Source organism: Pseudarthrobacter sp. IC2-21, from assembly GCF_034048115.1.
Taxonomy (GTDB): Bacteria; Actinomycetota; Actinomycetes; order Actinomycetales; family Micrococcaceae; genus Arthrobacter; species Arthrobacter naphthalenicus.
Genome location: NZ_CP139145.1, coordinates 1,003,136 through 1,019,818, shown reverse-complemented (window position 1 = coordinate 1,019,818; position 16,683 = coordinate 1,003,136). Strand labels below are relative to the sequence as shown.

At 67.3% G+C, this 16,683-nt stretch carries 20 protein-coding genes; 7 read left to right on the top strand and 13 right to left on the bottom strand.

Annotated features, from left to right (window positions below):
- Positions 1-113 precede the first annotated feature (113 nt).
- Positions 114-257 carry an MFS transporter small subunit gene (locus SBP01_RS04785; RefSeq protein ID WP_275215255.1) on the bottom strand — a complete coding sequence of 48 codons (144 nt, stop codon included), beginning with the start codon at positions 255-257 and terminating at the stop codon, positions 114-116.
- 1 nt (position 258) lies between these two features.
- Complete coding sequence (locus SBP01_RS04780; protein WP_275215256.1) at positions 259-1,650, bottom strand: OFA family MFS transporter; 1,392 nt, start codon at positions 1,648-1,650, stop codon at positions 259-261.
- 206 nt (positions 1,651-1,856) lie between these two features.
- Here SBP01_RS04780 and SBP01_RS04775 point away from each other — a divergent pair, with 206 nt between their 5' ends.
- Genes SBP01_RS04775 through SBP01_RS04765 form a run of 3 tightly spaced genes read left to right on the top strand, consistent with a single transcriptional unit; the run spans position 1,857 to position 4,182 of the window.
- Complete coding sequence (locus SBP01_RS04775) at positions 1,857-2,615, top strand: NAD(P)H-dependent oxidoreductase (protein ID WP_320537648.1); 759 nt, start codon at positions 1,857-1,859, stop codon at positions 2,613-2,615.
- A 44-nt stretch (positions 2,616-2,659) separates the two neighbouring features.
- On the top strand, positions 2,660-3,127 hold the full coding sequence (locus SBP01_RS04770) for a MarR family winged helix-turn-helix transcriptional regulator (protein WP_275215257.1): 468 nt from the start codon (positions 2,660-2,662) through the stop codon (positions 3,125-3,127).
- Between the two features lie 32 nt (positions 3,128-3,159).
- Positions 3,160-4,182, top strand: coding sequence for an LLM class flavin-dependent oxidoreductase (locus SBP01_RS04765; RefSeq protein ID WP_320537647.1), 1,023 nt, complete (start codon positions 3,160-3,162; stop codon positions 4,180-4,182).
- 66 nt (positions 4,183-4,248) lie between these two features.
- Here the strand turns inward: SBP01_RS04765 and SBP01_RS04760 are convergent, their stop codons facing one another.
- A complete protein-coding gene (locus SBP01_RS04760; protein ID WP_275215259.1) occupies positions 4,249-4,749 on the bottom strand; it encodes a GNAT family N-acetyltransferase in 501 nt (166 codons plus the stop codon).
- Between the two features lie 9 nt (positions 4,750-4,758).
- Complete coding sequence (locus SBP01_RS04755) at positions 4,759-5,346, bottom strand: heme-binding protein (RefSeq protein ID WP_320537646.1); 588 nt, start codon at positions 5,344-5,346, stop codon at positions 4,759-4,761.
- Positions 5,347-5,451: 105 nt separating this feature from the next.
- Here SBP01_RS04755 and SBP01_RS04750 point away from each other — a divergent pair, with 105 nt between their 5' ends.
- Positions 5,452-6,204 (top strand): ArsR/SmtB family transcription factor, encoded by a 753-nt coding sequence (locus SBP01_RS04750; RefSeq protein WP_275215261.1) that lies wholly within the window; start codon positions 5,452-5,454, stop codon positions 6,202-6,204.
- Between the two features lie 59 nt (positions 6,205-6,263).
- On the opposite strand, the gene SBP01_RS04745 is transcribed toward SBP01_RS04750, so the two are convergent.
- The 3 genes from SBP01_RS04745 to SBP01_RS04735 form a co-directional block, all read right to left on the bottom strand.
- Positions 6,264-6,935 carry a hypothetical protein gene (locus SBP01_RS04745; protein WP_320537645.1) on the bottom strand — a complete coding sequence of 224 codons (672 nt, stop codon included), beginning with the start codon at positions 6,933-6,935 and terminating at the stop codon, positions 6,264-6,266.
- 99 nt (positions 6,936-7,034) lie between these two features.
- Positions 7,035-8,288, bottom strand: coding sequence for an RNA polymerase sigma factor (locus tag SBP01_RS04740; protein ID WP_320537644.1), 1,254 nt, complete (start codon positions 8,286-8,288; stop codon positions 7,035-7,037).
- The gene (locus tag SBP01_RS04735) at positions 8,288-8,620 is read right to left on the bottom strand and encodes a YciI family protein (protein ID WP_320537643.1); all 333 of its coding nucleotides are present in this window, start codon (positions 8,618-8,620) and stop codon (positions 8,288-8,290) included. The genes SBP01_RS04740 and SBP01_RS04735 overlap by 1 nt, the downstream gene beginning before the upstream one ends.
- A gap of 250 nt (positions 8,621-8,870) precedes the next feature.
- On the opposite strand from SBP01_RS04735, the gene SBP01_RS04730 reads away from it, so the two are divergent.
- Complete coding sequence (locus SBP01_RS04730) at positions 8,871-9,326, top strand: SRPBCC domain-containing protein (protein ID WP_320537642.1); 456 nt, start codon at positions 8,871-8,873, stop codon at positions 9,324-9,326.
- Here SBP01_RS04730 and SBP01_RS04725 read toward each other — a convergent pair.
- Together SBP01_RS04725 and SBP01_RS04720 are read right to left on the bottom strand one after the other, a co-directional pair.
- Positions 9,320-11,293 (bottom strand): serine hydrolase domain-containing protein, encoded by a 1,974-nt coding sequence (locus SBP01_RS04725; RefSeq protein WP_320537640.1) that lies wholly within the window; start codon positions 11,291-11,293, stop codon positions 9,320-9,322. The two genes, SBP01_RS04730 and SBP01_RS04725, sit on opposite strands and share 7 nt — an antisense overlap.
- Positions 11,294-11,383: 90 nt before the next feature.
- Positions 11,384-12,268: a pentapeptide repeat-containing protein gene (locus SBP01_RS04720; RefSeq protein ID WP_320537639.1), complete on the bottom strand. Its 885-nt coding sequence runs from the start codon at positions 12,266-12,268 to the stop codon at positions 11,384-11,386.
- A 179-nt stretch (positions 12,269-12,447) separates the two neighbouring features.
- Here SBP01_RS04720 and SBP01_RS04715 point away from each other — a divergent pair, with 179 nt between their 5' ends.
- On the top strand, positions 12,448-13,077 hold the full coding sequence (locus tag SBP01_RS04715) for a DUF998 domain-containing protein (RefSeq protein WP_320537638.1): 630 nt from the start codon (positions 12,448-12,450) through the stop codon (positions 13,075-13,077).
- 121 nt (positions 13,078-13,198) lie between these two features.
- Complete coding sequence (locus tag SBP01_RS04710; RefSeq protein ID WP_275215270.1) at positions 13,199-13,897, top strand: DUF6308 family protein; 699 nt, start codon at positions 13,199-13,201, stop codon at positions 13,895-13,897.
- A gap of 23 nt (positions 13,898-13,920) precedes the next feature.
- On the opposite strand, the gene SBP01_RS04705 is transcribed toward SBP01_RS04710, so the two are convergent.
- Genes SBP01_RS04705 through SBP01_RS04690 form a run of 4 tightly spaced genes read right to left on the bottom strand, consistent with a single transcriptional unit; the run spans position 13,921 to position 16,658 of the window.
- Positions 13,921-14,322, bottom strand: a complete 402-nt coding sequence (locus SBP01_RS04705) for a cupin domain-containing protein (RefSeq protein ID WP_320537637.1) — start codon at positions 14,320-14,322, stop codon at positions 13,921-13,923.
- Between the two features lie 8 nt (positions 14,323-14,330).
- A complete protein-coding gene (locus SBP01_RS04700; protein WP_320537636.1) occupies positions 14,331-14,663 on the bottom strand; it encodes a carboxymuconolactone decarboxylase family protein in 333 nt (110 codons plus the stop codon).
- Positions 14,664-14,709: 46 nt separating this feature from the next.
- Positions 14,710-15,735, bottom strand: coding sequence for an aldo/keto reductase (locus SBP01_RS04695; protein WP_320537635.1), 1,026 nt, complete (start codon positions 15,733-15,735; stop codon positions 14,710-14,712).
- A gap of 41 nt (positions 15,736-15,776) precedes the next feature.
- Complete coding sequence (locus SBP01_RS04690) at positions 15,777-16,658, bottom strand: aldo/keto reductase (protein ID WP_320537634.1); 882 nt, start codon at positions 16,656-16,658, stop codon at positions 15,777-15,779.
- Positions 16,659-16,683: the final 25 nt, after the last annotated feature.

Sequence of the window (16,683 nt, the reverse complement as noted above, 5' to 3'; positions counted from 1 at the left end):
CGGCTGCCTTCGAGCTGTTCAGTCAGGACAAGCCAGGGCGATGTGGCTTCCCACGCCGCCGGCCGCCGTCGTGATTTACACAACGGCGGCCGGTGGCACTTGGGGCGCGGGGTTCAGCCGAACAGGGCCGCCACACGCGTCAACGTTTCGTAGACGCCGTAGGCCAGGGGGACCCCAACGAGGGCCCAGGCTATAGCCACTCTGCCGGTTGACGGTGCAGCAGGCGCGGACGCGCCGGGGGTGGATGCGGTGCTCATGTCAGGCCTCCATGGCGGGTTCGTGCCGGCTCAGGCCGGGGCGGGGTTCGTGGAATCGCGGGTCAACCGGCTTGACCAGCAGGTTGGCGATGAAGCCGATCACCAGCAGCCCCACCATGGTCAGCAGCGCCGGCTGGTAGGACGCGGCGTTCAGTTGGCCGGGTTTGCCCTGGGCGTCCAGGAAGGCGTTGACGATCAGCGGGCCGGCCACCCCGGCTGCGGACCACGCCGTCAGGAGCCGGCCGTGGATGGCCCCCACCTGGAAGGTGCCGAAGAGGTCCCGGAGGTAGGCCGGCACGGTGGCGAAGCCGCCGCCGTAGAAGGAGATGATCACGAAGGCCAGCACCACGTACAGGAACGTGCTGGTGGAGCCCGCCAGCGCCAGCACCGTGTAGAGCACGGCCCCGACGCCGAGGTAGACCATGTAGATGCGCTTCCGGCCGGTCACATCGGACGTGGCCGACCAGGCGAACCGGCCGGACATGTTGCCGATCGAGAGCAGCCCCACAAAGCCCGCCGCCACGGCGGCACTCACCAGGGAACCGCCGTCGGGCTTCCTGAAGAAGTCCTGAATCATGGGAGCCGCCTGCTCCAGGATGCCGATGCCCGCGGTGACGTTGCAGAACAGCGCCACCCAGATGAGCCAGAACTGCCGGGTCTTCACGGCGTTCTTGGCCGAGACGTTGTCCGTAGTGACCAGCGTGGCGGCCTTGACCTTGGACGGGTCGAACCCGGCAGGCTTCCAGCCTTCGGCCGGGACCCTGATGGTGAACGCGCCGAAGAGCATGTAGGCGAGGTAGACCACGGCGAGGGTCAGGAAGAGTTTGCCCACGGCGTCGCCGCTGGCCACCCAGCCCTGGGCGCCGGAGTTGGGATCGTACATTTTGAGCAGTGCGGTGGAGACCGGGCTGGCGATGAGCGCGCCGCCGCCGAAGCCCATGATGGCCATGCCGGTGGCCAGGCCCGGGCGGTCCGGGAACCATTTGATCAGGGTGGACACCGGCGAGATGTAACCGATGCCCAGGCCGATCCCGCCCACCACGCCGTAGCCGAGGTAGACGAGCCAGAGTTGGTGCGTGAAGATGCCCAGTGAGCCGATGAGGAAGCCGCTGGCCCAGAACAGGGCCGACGTGAACATCGCTTTGCGCGGGCCGTGCTTGTCCACCCAGGTGCCCATGATGGCGGCCGAGAGGCCCAGCATCACGATGGCGATGGAGAAGATCACACCGATTTCGGTCAGGCTGGCCCCGAAGTGTTTGACCAGTGCCGTCTTGTACACGCTGGTGGCGTAGGCCTGGCCGATGCACAGGTGGACGGCGAGCGCGGCAGGCGGCACCAGCCAGCGGTTGAAGCCCGGCGGGGCAACAGTTCGTTCACGGTCCAGCCAGCCCATAGTTACTCCTTCTGCCCGTCACTGCACCTCGGTGTCCAGCGATTCCAGAGGCGAAAGACCCTACGTGGGCCAACGCCTCCGGCAATCATGATGCAGATACCAAGCAAACGTAGGATCTATGCGCCGAGCGGCAGGGATTTCACGGTGAGCGGCGGACGGGCACCCGGTAGACATTTTGTTGACACATCATCAAAAGGCCTCGTAGAATGATTGAAACATCAACCATTCCGAACGGTGAGGCGCCCATGTCCTGGTTCAAAATTTTCTCCCGCAAGTCCAAGCCCGGCCACTCAGCTGCCTCGGCAGCCCCCAGCGTGACGGCCCCCAGCGTGGTGGCCCCTGCCGCAGAGGCTCCCGCCGCAGTTGCCCCTGAGGTTTCCCCGGCCGCCGATCCCCTGGCCGAGAATGGCCTGCCCAAGATTGCCATCATTACCGGCGCCAGCCGGCCCGGCAGCGTGAACAAGTCCGTAGCCGAGTGGGTTCTGGCCCAGGTGGCGGACCGCACGGATGCGGACGTCGAGCTGGTGGACATCGCCGACTTCAGCCTCCCCCTGCTGGACGAGGCCTACCCCGCCGCGTACCAGAACTACCAGAACCCGGCCACCAAGGCGTGGTCGGCCAAGGTCAGCGAGTTCGACGGCTTCATCTTCGTGGTGCACGAGTACAACCACACTGCAGGCCCGGTGCTCACCAACGCCCTGTCCTACCTGAACGCAGAGTTCAACAACAAGGTGGCGGGCTTTGTGTCCTACGGTTCAGCCGGCGGCGCCCGCGCCGTCGAGCACTTGCGCGAGATCCTCTCCGAACTCCAGGTCGCTCACGTGCGCAACCAGGTCATGTTCTCCCTGTTCAATGACTTCGAGAACTTCTCCGAGTTCAAGCCGACCGAGCAGAACGCCGGCACCCTGGCACCGATGGTTGACCAGGTGGTCTCCTGGGCCAAGGGCTTCGCGACCATTCGCTAGAGCTCCCCGGCAGTGTGCCACGTTGAACCCATGGGAGGGGCGTTGTGACGGAGGAAACCCAATGGCTGGACGAACGGGAGACCGAAGTCTGGCGCGGATTCCTGCAGGCATCCCAGCAAATGGCGGCCGCCATGGACCGCCAGCTGGTGCGGGAGTCACAGCTCTCCGGAGCCGAATTTGCGGTGCTTGTTCCACTCTCTGAGCACCCGGACGGCGTGGTTCGTGCACGCGAGCTGGGCCGGTCGCTCGGCTGGGACCGCAGCCGCCTGTCCCACCTGCTCAAGCGGATGGAGGCCAGGGGCCTGTTGGAGAGGAAGAACTGTTCCTCCGATGCACGCGGCCTGGACGTGCAGATCACCCCGGACGGCCGGAAGGCCATAGAGCACGCGGCGCCGGGTCATGTGGAGTTCGTCCGCACACACTTCGTCGACCCGCTCACCCGCGCGGAACAGGACGCCTTGGCCTCGGCCACCCGCAAAATCATTGCCTCCCTTCAGCCTGAATGCGAGTAACACAACATGCGACAAGTACTAAGGTTGCCGCTGTGAAGAACATCGGATTTCTGTCATTCGGCCATTGGACCGACCACCCGGAGTCCGGCACCCGGACTGCCTCGGACGCGCTGTTGCAGGCGATTGACCTCTCCGTCGCGGCCGAAGAGCTGGGGGCGGACGGCGCCTATTTCCGCGTCCACCACTTCGCGCAGCAGTACGCCTCCCCGTTCCCGCTGCTCGCTGCGATCGGCGCCCGGACAAGCCGGATTGAGATCGGCACCGGCGTGATCGACATGCGCTACGAGAACCCGCTCTACATGGCGGAAGACGCCGGCGCGGCCGACCTGATCTCGGGCGGCCGGCTGCAGCTGGGCATCAGCCGTGGTTCACCCGAGCAGGTCATCGACGGGTGGCGCCACTTCGGCTACGCTCCCGCCGAGGGCGAGTCGGACGCGGACATGGGCCGCAGGCACACCGAGCGTCTGCTCGAGGTGCTCAAGGGCGAGGGCTTCGCGGCACCCAGCCCCCGCCCGATGTTCCCGAATCCGCCGGGCCTGCTGCGCATGGAGCCGCACTCCGAGGGCCTGCGCGAGCGCATCTGGTGGGGTTCGGGCTCGAACGCCACGGCCATCTGGGCGGCAAAGCTCGGCATGAACCTGCAAAGCTCCACGCTCAAGGATGACGAGAGCGGCAAGCCCTTCCACGTCCAGCAGGCCGAGCAGATTGAGCTCTACCGGCAGGCCTGGAAGGAGGCGGGGCACCAGCGAGAGCCGCGCGTCTCGGTCAGCCGCAGCATCTTCGCCCTGACGGACGAGCGCGACTGGCAATACTTCGGCCGCGACCGCCACAGTTCGGACCAGGTGGGCAACATCGACGCGAAAACGCGCGCCGTGTTTGGCCGCTCCTACGCGGGCACCCCGGAGGAGCTGGCCAAGAAGCTGGCCGAGGACGAGGCGATCGCCGCGGCAGACACCCTGCTGCTCACGGTCCCGAACCAGCTCGGCGTCGACTACAACGCCCACGTCATCGAATCGATCCTGAAGTATGTAGCGCCCGAGCTCGGCTGGCGCTGACCCCCGCGAGGGAAGACCATGCTCTTCCCTCGCGGGCGGTGCCCACGTGCTCCTGAACTTTCGGCGTCAGCCCCGGGCCGGCCGGACCATCCTGACCTGCGGCAACTCTTCCCACTCGGGCGGGAGCAGGCCCGTTGCCCCATCGGGGCGAAATCCCTGCTTGAGGTAAAACGCCTGCGCCCGGGGATTGTCCCGGAGCACCCACAGATAGGCGGCGGAATCGCCGACGGCGGCACTCAACAGTGCCGCGCCCAGTCCCGTCCCGTAGGTGTGCCGGAGCGTAAAGAGCGAATACAGTTCCAGCTCCGCGGGGCCGTCCTCATCCCGGCCCGGCCCGGCGTCCGCCAGTCCCACGATGTGGTTGTTGCCGTCCACGGCGATGATCCGCGGGTCATCAACTGCCAGGTGCGGGCGGCGCCGTTCGGCCCGTTCGGCGATGCTGGCCCGCCGGGCGCGGAAGAACTCCGGGGACAGTAAGTGCCCGTAGCTCTCCTCGTGGGCGAGTGTATGGAAGAGCACGACGGCGAGGGCGTCCCCGGGCGTGGCCTGGCGCAGCTGATACTCCATCCGGTCAGCCTAGGCGCTGGCTGTCTCCTGCACGTCCTGGATGACCTCGTTGTGCCGCAGGAACCAGGGCTTGAAGGGCGGGTCAAAGCGGGCAAACCGCGGCGGACCCACCGCCGTCAGACCGGCCAGGGGCAGTGCCGCCTGCAGCCCCGTGTTCCGTTGCTCAAAGGCCTTAGCGTTGCCGCTGCCCGAGAAGCGGACCACCGCGGCCAGTGAACCCGGAACTTCCCTGACCACCACGTCAGGGTTCGTCGGTGCGGGTGCGGTTTCCGCCGTCGTACTGGCGGGCAGCACAAAGGCAATCACAAAGTCAGCGGGCGAATCGCTGCCTGGCAGCGGGCCGCTCTGGATAACCGGCGCTGTCATCGCCAGCTTCTGCGGAGCCTGGGTTTCCTGGATGACGGGGGCCGTCATCGCCAGCTTCTGCCGGGCCGTGTTGCTGCCGCTGATGTAGTTGAACAAATGCCGGAAGGCAGCGTTGCCGGCCCGGTCAAAGGTGGCCTTGACATGCACCTCGGCAACGACGTGCGCGGGATAGCGGCGCAGTTCAAAGTGCGGGTAGCGGTGCACCAGCTCATAAGGTTGCTGTTCGGTCATGCCTCCAGACCCTACGCCGGTCCGGGGCCGGCGGCCAGAGACGGACCTACCCTGTTGGCTGCGAACCTCTAGACATGTGACCTTTTAGTCACCTATCCTTGAACTGTGGACGCCGTATTCAAGGCCCTCGCCGACCCCACCCGCCGGGACCTGCTCGATGAGCTCTTCCGGGAGGACGGGCAGACCCTGCATGCGCTTGAGGCCCGCTTTGAGATGACCCGCTACGGGGTGATGAAGCACCTCAAGCTGCTGGAGGACGCCGGCCTGGTGGTCACCCGCCGCCGGGGCCGGGAGAAACTCCACTTCCTGAATCCGGTGCCCATCCGGCTGATCCACGACCGCTGGGTGAGCAAGTATGCCGAACCATGGGCCGCTGGCCTCAGCGACCTCAAAACCAGATTGGAAAGTCCCATGGAAAAGATCTTCGAAATCTACATCAAGACCACGCCGGAACGGCTCTGGGAAGCCATCACGGACAGCGAGATCCGCAGCAAATACCAGTTCGGGAACACCCTCTCCTCCGACTGGACCCCGGGCGGCCGGTTTGAGATGGGCAACCCGAAAGCCGGGGCGCTGCTGGGCGAAGGCGAGAACATCGAAGTTGACCCGCCGCGCCGGCTCGTCCAGACCATGACGGCGCTGTGGGGCGAGGACGTCAAAGCCGAAGGCACCTCACGGATCACCTGGGAGATCGAACCCGTGGGAGACTCCTGCCACCTCACCGTCACCCACGACCAGCTCCGCGAGGGCGCCAACGAACAGCTCTACGGCGGCTGGCCCATGATCCTTTCCGGCCTGAAGACCTGGCTCGAGACCGGCGAGAAACTCACCACCCCCGGCTCGCTCCTGTACACGTAACGCACGACGGCGGCACCCGGGCCGGGAATTCAAGAGCCGGGTGCCGCCGTCCTGCGCATTCACTCCGTGGTGTGCGGTGCGTTCAGTTCGCCGGCGATCTTCACTTCCAGCGCGGCCACCGTGGCCTCGGGCAGGACGATCAGGCCGTCCAGTTCCCGCCGGGCGCGCTTGTACGCTGTCTGCCGTTCGGCCGGGGTGGCGGCGTTGTCCGAGGCGATGTTCAATAGCTTCCTGGCCGTCGCCAGACGCTGGCGCTCCAAGGCACTGAAATTGTGGTCCTTGATCCGCTTGGCTTCGCGCTCGGCCACGTCGAAGGCCAGCTCAAAGCCATTCACGGCTGTCCGGTACTCCGCCAGCCGGGCCGGCGTCGTAATGTCGCCCGGGTCCGCCGGCCGCAAACCGTCCGCCGCTTTCTTCGCCCGGATGAACGCTACGGTAAGGGGTTCCCGCACATCTGTCATGACCGGGAAGTCGATCAGCTTCCCGACATCGAGCTCGTAGTCCAGCCACCGCCGGTTCACGGCATCGTGCGCTGCCATCAGGGCCGCAACCTCGGCCCGGCTCGCCTGCTCCGCCTGCACCGCCTGGTTCTTCAGCTTGTACAGCTCCACGCGGCGACGGTGCCGGCGTTCACTGGCCCTGGACCACTGCCGAGCCCACCCGCCGGCCATCCCGCCGAGAGGGAAAGCGAGCCACCAGAAGTGGCGAAGGAAATCAAAGAATTGATCCACGGATTCATCCTCCCACTGCCTCCGCCGCACCCCAAGGCCTCCCCCGAGGCCCCCCACACCCACGGCACCCGCCGCGGGCGCCGCCGTCGTCCTCCGTCATCAGCCCGCCAGTTGGTTCAGGCAGCTGCGGAGGTAGCGCCGTTCGGTCTCATTGTCGGTCAGGATCAGCGCCTCCTCGAAGGCCACCCTGGCCTCGCGGACGCGGCCCAGCCTGGTCAGGAAATCGGCGCGCGCGGCGGCAAGATACGGATAACGGGCCAGCTGCGGCTCCGCGCCGAGCGCATCCAACTCCGCCAGGCCTTCCGCCGGGCCCACCGCAAAGCCGAGTGCAATGGCCCGGTTGAGCTGGACAACGGGAGAAGGCCACGTCTCCATCAGCACGTCGTAGAGCCCCAGGATCTCCCGCCAGTCAGTGTCGGACCACGACGCACTCTCGTCATGGACGGCAGCGATGGCCGCCATCACGGCGAAGCGGCCCGGCGGCCGCGCACCCAACGCCTCGCGCAGGAGCGCCACGCCTTCCTCGATGGCCGCCCGGTCCCATTTCGCCCTGTCCTGGTGCTCCATCAGCACGAGTTCACGGTGCCCGTCGAGCCGGGCGGACCTGCGGGCGTCGGTGAGCAGAATGAGGGACAGGAGGCCGGCGACGTCGCGGTCCTGCGGAAGCAGGACCCGAAGCATTCGGGCCAGTTCAAGGCCGCGTTCCGCGAGGTCCCGGCGCATCAGGCCGGCGCCCGACGGTGCGGTGTGCCCAGTGGTGTACACGAGGTAGACGACCGACAGCACGCCGTCAATGCGCCCGTGCAGCTCCGATGCCGCCGGCACGCGGTACGGGATATGCGCGGCAGTGATCTTCTTCTTCGCCCGGGTGATCCGCGCGGCCATGGTGGCCTCGGGGATGAGGAACGCCCTTGCCACGTCGGCGGTGGAGAGCCCGCAGAGGAGCCTCAGCGTCAGGGCAACCCGGGCGTCCAACCCCAGGGCCGGGTGGCAGCAGGTGAAGATCAGGCGCAGCCGGTCGTCGGGAATGCCTTCCGGCCCGGGGTCCGGCTCATAATCGGTTGCCTCGGCCGGGTCCAGCAGCTTCGGGAGCGCCCGCTGCGCCGTCGCGGCCCGCCGGCGGCAGTCCAGGGCCCGACGGCGGGCGGTCACCGTGAGCCACGCGCCGGGGTTCTGCGGGATGCCCCGCGGACCCCACGTGGCCAGTGCGCTGGCGTACGCGTCCTGGACCGCCTCTTCCGCCGTGTCGATGTCCCCCGCAACACGGACGGTGGCCGCCAGCACGAACGCCCACTCCCGGCGGTGCGCATCGGCAACCGCGGCAGCAACCTCCGCGCTGGCGGCCTGCGGCATCAGCTGACCATTCGCACGGGCCGGACCTCTACCCCGATGCCGGCCGGAACGTCCTTGGCGATCTCCAGCGCCTCATCCAGGTCGGCCGCCTCGATCAGGTAGTAGCCGCCCAGCGCTTCCTTTGACTCGGCGAACGGACCGTCCGTCACCGAGAATCCGCCTGCCCCGTCGCGCCGGATGGACGTCGCCGTCGAAGGCGGCTGCAGTGCGGCCCCGCCGAGCAGTGACGCGCCGCGGCGCTGCTGGAACTCCTGGTAGGGGGTGCTGATGGCCTCACCCTCGGATTGCTTCGCCGCCTCATCCTGAAAGATCAGGACCAAATACTTTGACATTTGCGTGCTCCCATCGTCCATAACTCTGCTGTGAGGTTCTGCTGGCACCGACACTGAATACCGCGCCGGTCCCGGAGCCTTCCCTTAAGGCTCCTACTCATACGACGCTGGCCGGAAGCCCGGATCGACAACTACTGCCAGAATTCCAAAGGAATGAGCCGGCACCCTCGGACTACGGCCGGCGGATACAGCCCTCCGGCGACGGCGGCGATACCTTCCCGCCGCCGCCCGCGGATGGCAGAGTGGAACCATGAATGAGCAGCCCGGCAGTCATGTCCTGAACCTGGAATGCAGGCTGGAGGCGCCGCCGGAAAAGGTCTTCAGGCTGCTGACGGAAGCAGCCGAGCTGGCGAAGTGGTGGGGCCCCGCCGGCTTCACTCTCCCCTCGGCCGAACTCAATCTGGTGCCGGGCGGCCGCTACCGCTTCCGCATGGCCCCGCCGGACGGCGAGCCTTTCCACCTCTCCGGCGAGTTCCTCGAAATCGACCCGCCCTGGCACCTCGTCTACACCTTCAACTGGGAGGAACCGACGCCGGACGACCGGGAGACCGTGGCCGACCTCGTGCTCGCTGCCGACGGCGGGGGCACGCGGCTGGCACTCTCGCAGGGCCCTTTCCTGACCAAGGAGCGGCTGGCCCTGCACCGCGATGGCTGGACCGAGTCCTTCGAAAAACTCCGGACCGCCGCGGTGGCTGCCGATCAGTAAGTGATGTCCGGCAGCAGCAGTCCGCCGGCCAGCGCCACCGCCCCGAAACCCAGGAAGGCCAGCGCCACCAGCGTAGCCAGCACCGCCCGGGACTTGTGTGCCTGCCGCGAGGCACGCATGGCACGCCACACCGCCGGCACCAGTCCGAGTGCGCCGAGCGCGGTTGCAGCCTGTGCACCACGGATCAGCCCGGGTTGCGCGGAAAATCCGCCCGACATCTGCATCACGGCACCAGCCCACAGGGTGACGCCGACGGCGATCACGGCGGCCGCGGTCAGCGTGATCCGTCGCAGCCGCATGTCGCGCCGCGGAAGGTCCAGCGGAGCCTTGAGCCGCCAGCCGATGATTGCCCGCACGGGCCAGGCGAGCAGAGCGAACAGGAGAACGCCGAGGGACCCTGCCACCACCGGTGCGGCCATGACCTGCCAGGCCGGCTTGGGGAGGAGCACGAGGGCCGGGCTGACTCCGATGGCCCCGACCGCACCGGCCTCATCGACCCGCACGGCCACGCGGTGGTGCCCCTCGCTGTCCTGCCACACCCACGGTTCAACCTCGGCCAGCCTGACCGGGGTGCCGCCGGCGTCGGTAGGCAGCGGGATGGTGAGTGTCCCGGCGTCGTCGGCGCTGATCTGCACCGATGCCAGCATCGAGTAGGCCCGCATAAAGGTGCTTTGCGGCGTCCGTGACAGGCCGTAAATTCCCGCGACGGCCTGAGCATGGTCCGCGGCGGTGCCCACCGGTGACGGACCCGGTCCGGCGGCCGGGAAGTAGCGGTCCGCGAAGCCATCCAGGACCGCGCGGCGCAGGACGGTTGCGGAGTCAGCCCGGGCGCCGGAACCGTTGACCGCGATGAAGATGCCGGTGGCGTCGTCCGGGTAGAGCTGCAGGGCGGCGTGCGAATGGATCAGGTCCCCGCTGTGCCCGAGGATCCGGCGCCCGTTGCGGTCCTCCTCGAAGAGTCCGAGTGCCATCCGGTGCCCTGCGGCGAGGCCGCCCAGCCGGTCCTCCCCCAGCGCCGGGCTGTGCATCAGGGCGAGCGTCTGCTGGTTGAGCAGGGCGGACCCGCCGGTGTTAAGCTGCGCGAGCAGGAAGGCGGCCATGTCCGCGGCGGACGCTGACAGGGATCCGGGCGGCCAAGGGCCCACCAGCTCAAACGGGATGGGCTGCTGGTGCCGGGACGGATAGACCTGGGCGAGGTCCGCGTTCAGGCGCTCCGGCAATGGCTGGGCGAAGCTGGCCGTCGCCATGCCGGCGGCCCGGAGCACCTCGGCCTGAAGGTACTCGGCAGCCTCACGCCCGGTGACGGACTCCACCACGTAGGCGGCGAGCGCGTAGGAGTAGTTGGAATACGCCGGTGTGGTCCCCGGCTCGTAGATCTGATCCGGCGGAGCCGCGGTGACGGTCTCGCGCAACGCCGGCACGGGGGTGCCGGCGGGCAGGATCATGTTGGCGTAGACCTCCTCGAAACCGGCAGTGTGGGTGAGCAGGTGCCGCAGCGTGATGGGCGTTCTGAAGCGGGTGGGAAGCTCAATGTTCACGTAATCGGTGACCGGACGGTCCAGATCGACCTGCCCACGCTGCACCAGCTGCATCACCGCCGTGGCCACCACGGTCTTGGAGACCGAACCCACCCGGAAAATAGTCCTCTCAGGATCCACCGGGCGGGGCTGGTTCCCGCTGATGCCCGTATCCGCCAGGCCAAAACCGCGCCGGGTCAGCACCCTCCCGTCCCGGACGATCGAGACCGCGGCGCCCGGAATCTCCTCCCGCTCCAGCAGCGCCGGGAGCACTCCGTCGAGCCACGCATCGGCGTCGGCCGTAGTGAGCTCCGCGGACACGGCCACAGGCTGGGCGGCCGGAATCGCTGGGGCGGCCCAACCCGGCTGTGCCGCAACAAGCAGCCCGGTGGAGAGTATGGCGAGGCCGACGGCTAGGACGCGGGCGAGGGACTTCCGGTGGCTGGTCACAGGCGGAGCCTAACAGCGGCCGGCTAACAGGCGGAGCCGCAGCAACCCGGCAGCAGCCCGATCAAGGCGGGCGCCGCCGTCGTGATTGATTCATCCCTGACCCGAACCTGGCCACCAGTGCGGTGGCTGCACCAGGTCCGCCGGCAGCCGGGTTGCGCGGCTGCCGCGCGCCGCGTTGAGCTGCGGCTGGGTCAGATACAGGGCCGCCGAGAGGTCGGCGCCCTCAAGCCGCGCATCCCGGAGGTCCGCACCGAGCAGATCCACCCCCGATAAGTCGCTGTCTCGCAGATCAGCCGCAATCAGGTAAGCCCCTCGCAGGTCTGCACCGCACAACCGGCGTCCCCTGAGATTGATGCCCATCAGGTCGGCTCCGGCCCCGAGCCCGGCATCCAGGTGGTCACCGCCCGCGGCAAAGTAGGCGGACCGGACTTCCGTGCTGACCTCCATCAGCATTGACCTCACCCGGGCATGAAGCTCCTGGATGTCCAGTGCGAGCAGGGGCTGCAGACCGCCGTCGACGGCCTGCCCGATGATGGTGCCAAGTTCCACGGCCTGGTGGGCGAGGTCGGAATCGAAAGTTCGGCACCGGGCCTCCGCCAGGTACCAGAGCATCTCGTGCAGCTGCCGCACGGCTTTGAACGCGGCAAACATCGGACCGGTGGACTCGGGGTTCTCGCGCCAGCTCGTTCCGCCGAAGAGCCCCTGGGACACCTTTTGGCCGGCGCCGAAGCAGTCAAAGACCGTGCAGCCGCGAAACCCCCTGGGGCGGAGGCTGCTGTGGATGGTGCAGGAGAAATCGGCGGCGAGGTTCGGGCAGGGTGAACCTGCGGGTTTGTCGAGCGCAAAATCTGCCGAGCGCGAGAATCCGAAGGCGGTACAGCAGAGGGCAAAGCAGTTTCCGCAGTCCGGGAGCAGGGACTGCCGGTCAAGGGCAGGCGCCGAGTGTGCGGCGGGGTGGGCTGAATTCGTTTGCATGTGGTCTTCCCGATCACTGATCCCAGATTACTCTCGGCACTCCCGGTCAGGCCAAGGCCGTTTGACCCTACCCGCAGCGGGCGGCCCGGCCAAAGCTTAAGGCGGTAGGCGTCGGAGCGGATGCTCGCGGGCCCTGCGCCGAGCCGATGCCGGACTGCGGGCCCTTAGGAAATCCTGACGTGCCAATCGAGAAGCGCCAGGCCCTCCTCGCCGCAGGACCACTCTCCTCGCTGCTCTACGTGGCGGCGACCGACGGCGTCGCGGCGGCAAAGTGGGAGGGTTACCGCCGCACCGAGCAGATGGTCAGTGAACTCCTCGCTGTCGGCTCCCCCGGCCGCGACGCCATCGTCCCGCTCCTGTGGATCTACACGCTACTGTTCATCGCCTTTGGGGTTGGCGTATGGAGCTCCACGCACGGCAACCGCGCCCTGCGCACCGGCGGCGGCCTGCTGATCGGCTACGGGCTGTGGAACATCGCGGGAGGCTTCTTTCCGCTGAGGCTCGGCGATGAAACGTCCGTTCCCCTGCACATCCTGGCCACCAACGTCCAGCTCGCCCTCATGGTCGCCGCGATGTGCTTCGTGGCCGCAGGGTTCCACGGCCGCATGCGCTGGTACTCGATCATTTCGCTTGTACTTTCCGCGGTCATGGGCATGATCGCGTTCATGGCCGCGCCGGGACCGAACCTCGTGCTGGGCATCGGCGAAAGAATCAGCATCGGGGCGTTCCTGCTCTGGGTGGCGGTCCTGGCAGTGGCGCTGTGGAAGCGGACCTTGTCCCGGCAGGCAGCTGAAGGGCCGCCGTCGTAAATTCCCGACGGCGGCTGCCGCGTTCACGTTGTGCGGATAGACTTCCGGTGATTTCCGGGTCCGCTGTCGACCTGACGTCTGCATGGCTGGATCGGCGCCGGGCACAACAATGGGGGGACGCATGGCAATTCCTGCCATTCTGGATGACGACCACATAGACACTGCTGCCAAGCTGCTCGGCACCTACTACCGCCGGACCGGTGCCGGGCTTCCCGCCTATAAGGGCAGCATGTACAACTGCTGGGGCGGCGGCGGGGATGCGCCCCATGACGTGAACCGAATTACGCCCGACGACCTGATCGCCGTCTCCTTTCTCTGCGCGGACGTCCTGGACAGGGCCGCGTTTGGCATCCTGGACACCCAGGCAGCCCTGGTTTCGGACCTGCTGGCACAGATTCCGGCCAGCCTGGACATGGCCGACGTGCAAGCCGACGAGTTCGACAAAATCCTCGGCGACGCCAGCCCCGCGTTTCAGCTCCGGCACGTTCTCAGCGGACGCGACACGGGCTGGGGCATGGGCGAGACGCGCACCAGCAAAGTGATGGCCCGCAAACGCCCGCTGCTGCTCCCTGTCTACGATTCCGCCGTCGGGCATCTGATGAACCTCAACCGCGGCCCGGCCGGTCAGTGGCAGAGGTGGCACACCGCCTTGACGGACGGCACCGGGCTGCCGCAGCGGCTCCGGGAAATCCGCCGGCTCTCACGGATCACGGACCCGATCTCCGAAATTCGCGTCATGGACATCGTGCTCTGGATGTACGGGACAGGCACAACAGCCGGCGAACAGCTCTGGCGGGACGTCCCGGGCAGCCGGTTCTGACCGCCGGCGGGTTTTGGTGCAGGTCAGCAGCCGTTGAATTCCTCGTCCGTGATGTGCTCCGCCCACGTGGTGGTCTTGGCCGGGTCTTCGCCGTTTTGAAGCATGGCAAGGTGTTCCATAAAGCAGCCGGGGGCGGCCGCGTGCCAGTGCTCCTCACCCGGCGGGGTATAAAGCGTCTGGCCGGGATGGACTTCGATGATCTTTCCGTCCCTCGTCCCGAAACGGCCTACGCCCTGGGTGACGCGCAAATACTGGCCGTGCTGATGGGAATGCCAGGCGGTCCGCGCTCCGGGCGCAAACCGGACAGTGGCTACCACCATCGTCTGGTCGCTCTCGTGGGGAAGCGCGATGGGGTCCAGCCACACGTCGCCGACGAACTGCGCCGGCGGGTTCTTGGTGGTGGGCACGGTGGGTTCGATGTTCATGGTTGTCCTTACGTGTTGTCTGTGAAGAGCTGCTTGGCGACGCCCATCGCGGACATGCCCCTGGGCCAGCCGGCGTAGAGCGTCACATGGGTGATGGCTTCGATCAGTTCATCCCGGGTCACCCCGTTGTCGACGGCGCGGCCCAGGTGGGAGCCCAGCTGCTCCGTGTTCCCTGCCGCGGTGAGCACGGCCACGGTGATGAGGCTGCGGTCGCGTGGGCTCAGTTCGGGCCGGTTCCAGATGTCTTCAAAAAGCATGTCGTCGGTGAGTTCGGCGAGCTTCGGAGCGAAGTCGCCGAACATCTTCCGGCCGCCGCCGATCTGTCGGGGCTGGTCAGTCATGGTGTTCCTTCTTTAGGTCCGGAGTGAGTGGGGACCGCCCGGGCGGTCACGGCCGTGTCCGCCGCCGCGCCTGCGCTGTGAGTTCGTGCGCGCCGTAGCTGTTGTCATCCGGGTTGACGGTGACGCCGGGTGCGACGATCTTGTCGATGCGGTCCAGCACGTCGGCTGAGAGCGTGATGTCCGCGGCGGGCAGGTAGGACTCCAGCTGCTCCATGGTGCGCGGACCGACGATGGCGGACGTCACCCCGGGGTGGTTGATCACGAAGGCGATGGCCAGCTCGATCAGGCTGAGTCCGGCTTCTTCGGCCAGTTGGGCGAGGTCCTCGACGATGTCGAGTTTGCGCTGGTTGGCAGGGCTTGTCATATCGAACCGGGCGTTCGGCCGCGCGGACGAGGTGGGTGCGGACGCCGAGTCTTTGCGCCAGCGCCCGGACAGCCACCCGCCGCTGAGCGGGCTGTACGTGAGCGTTCCCATGCCGTACCGCTGCACGGTCGGGAGGACGTCCTCTTCGATGCCGCGGACAAGGATGGAATAGGGCGGCTGTTCGGTGACGAACCGCTCCAGACGGCGTTCGCGTGACGCCCACTGGGCTTCAACGATGTGCGATCCGGAGTAGGACGAGGAGCCGATGTAGCGGACCTTGCCCTGGCGGACGAGGTCGGTGAGTGCGCCGAGGGTTTCCGCCACGTCCGTGTCCGGGCTGGACCGGTGGACCTGGTACAGGTCCAGGTAGTCGGTGTTCAGGCGGCGCAGGGAGTCTTCAACCTCGCGGATGATCCAGCGGCGGGATCCGCCGCGGTGGTTGGGATCCTCGCTCATGGGCATAAAGAACTTCGTGGCCAGGAAGACATCGTCGCGGCGCCCGGCCAGCGCCTCGCCGACGATCTCCTCCGACGCCCCGCCGGAGTAAACGTCGGCGGTGTCGATGAAGTTGATGCCGGCGTCGAGGGCTCGATGGATGATGCGGGTGGAGTCGGCGCGGTCGTCGTTGCCCCAGGGGCCGAACATCATCGCGCCGAGGCAGAGGGGGCTGACCTGCACGCCGGTGCGGCCGAGTGGGCGGTATTCCATGGAGGTGGTTCTCTCTGTCGTGGGACTCAGGCTTCGGGGATTCAGGCTTCGGGGATGACCATGGCGAAGCGCTCCTCGCGGGCCACGTCGGGGTCGGGGCCGTTCCGCACGCCGGTATCGAGGGCGTCGATGGCGGCGAGTTCGTCAGGTGTGAGTTCGAAATCGAAGATGTCGAAGTTCTCGGCGATACGGGCCGGGTTGGTCGATTTCGGGATGGCGGAGCGTCCCTGCTGCAGGTGCCAGCGCAGCATCACCTGGGCAGGGCTCTTGCCATGGGCGTGTCCGACGGCGGCAATCGCCGGGTCTTCCATGACGTTCCGCCGTTCCTCGCCCCAGCCGGGGTAGAAGGTGATCCCGCCGATGGGAGACCAGGCCTGGGTGAGGATCCCGTGCCGGGCGTCGGCTGCCTGGACATCCCGCTGGGTGAAGTAGGGGTGCAGTTCGATCTGGTTCACGGCCGGGACGATGTCTGTCGAGGCGAGGAGCTTGTCCAGGTGGTGGGGCATGAAGTTGCTGACCCCGATCGCCCGGACCCGCCCGTCGGCCAGCAGAGCTTCAAGGGCCTGGTAGGCGGCGATGGTCTTTTCGAACCTGTCGGGAGCGGGCTGGTGCAGGATGAGCAGGTCGAGCTGGTCGACGCCGAGTTTGCCGGCCGCCTTCTTCCAGGCGTGGCGGGTCTGGTCGTAGCCGTAGTCGCTGACCCAGATCTTGGTCTCGATGAACACCTCCGAACGGTCCAGGCCCGAGCCGCGGATGCCGTCGCCGACCTCCCGCTCGTTGCCGTAGGCGGCGGCAGTATCAATGAGCCGGTAGCCGGTGGCTAGCGCTGCTTCGACGGCCGCAGTGGTCTGTTCCGGCGGACTTTGGAAGACGCCCAGGCCGAGAGCCGGCATGGCGACGCCGTTGTTGAGTGTGAGGTGCATGGTTTTGTCCTGATTCTGTGGCTTG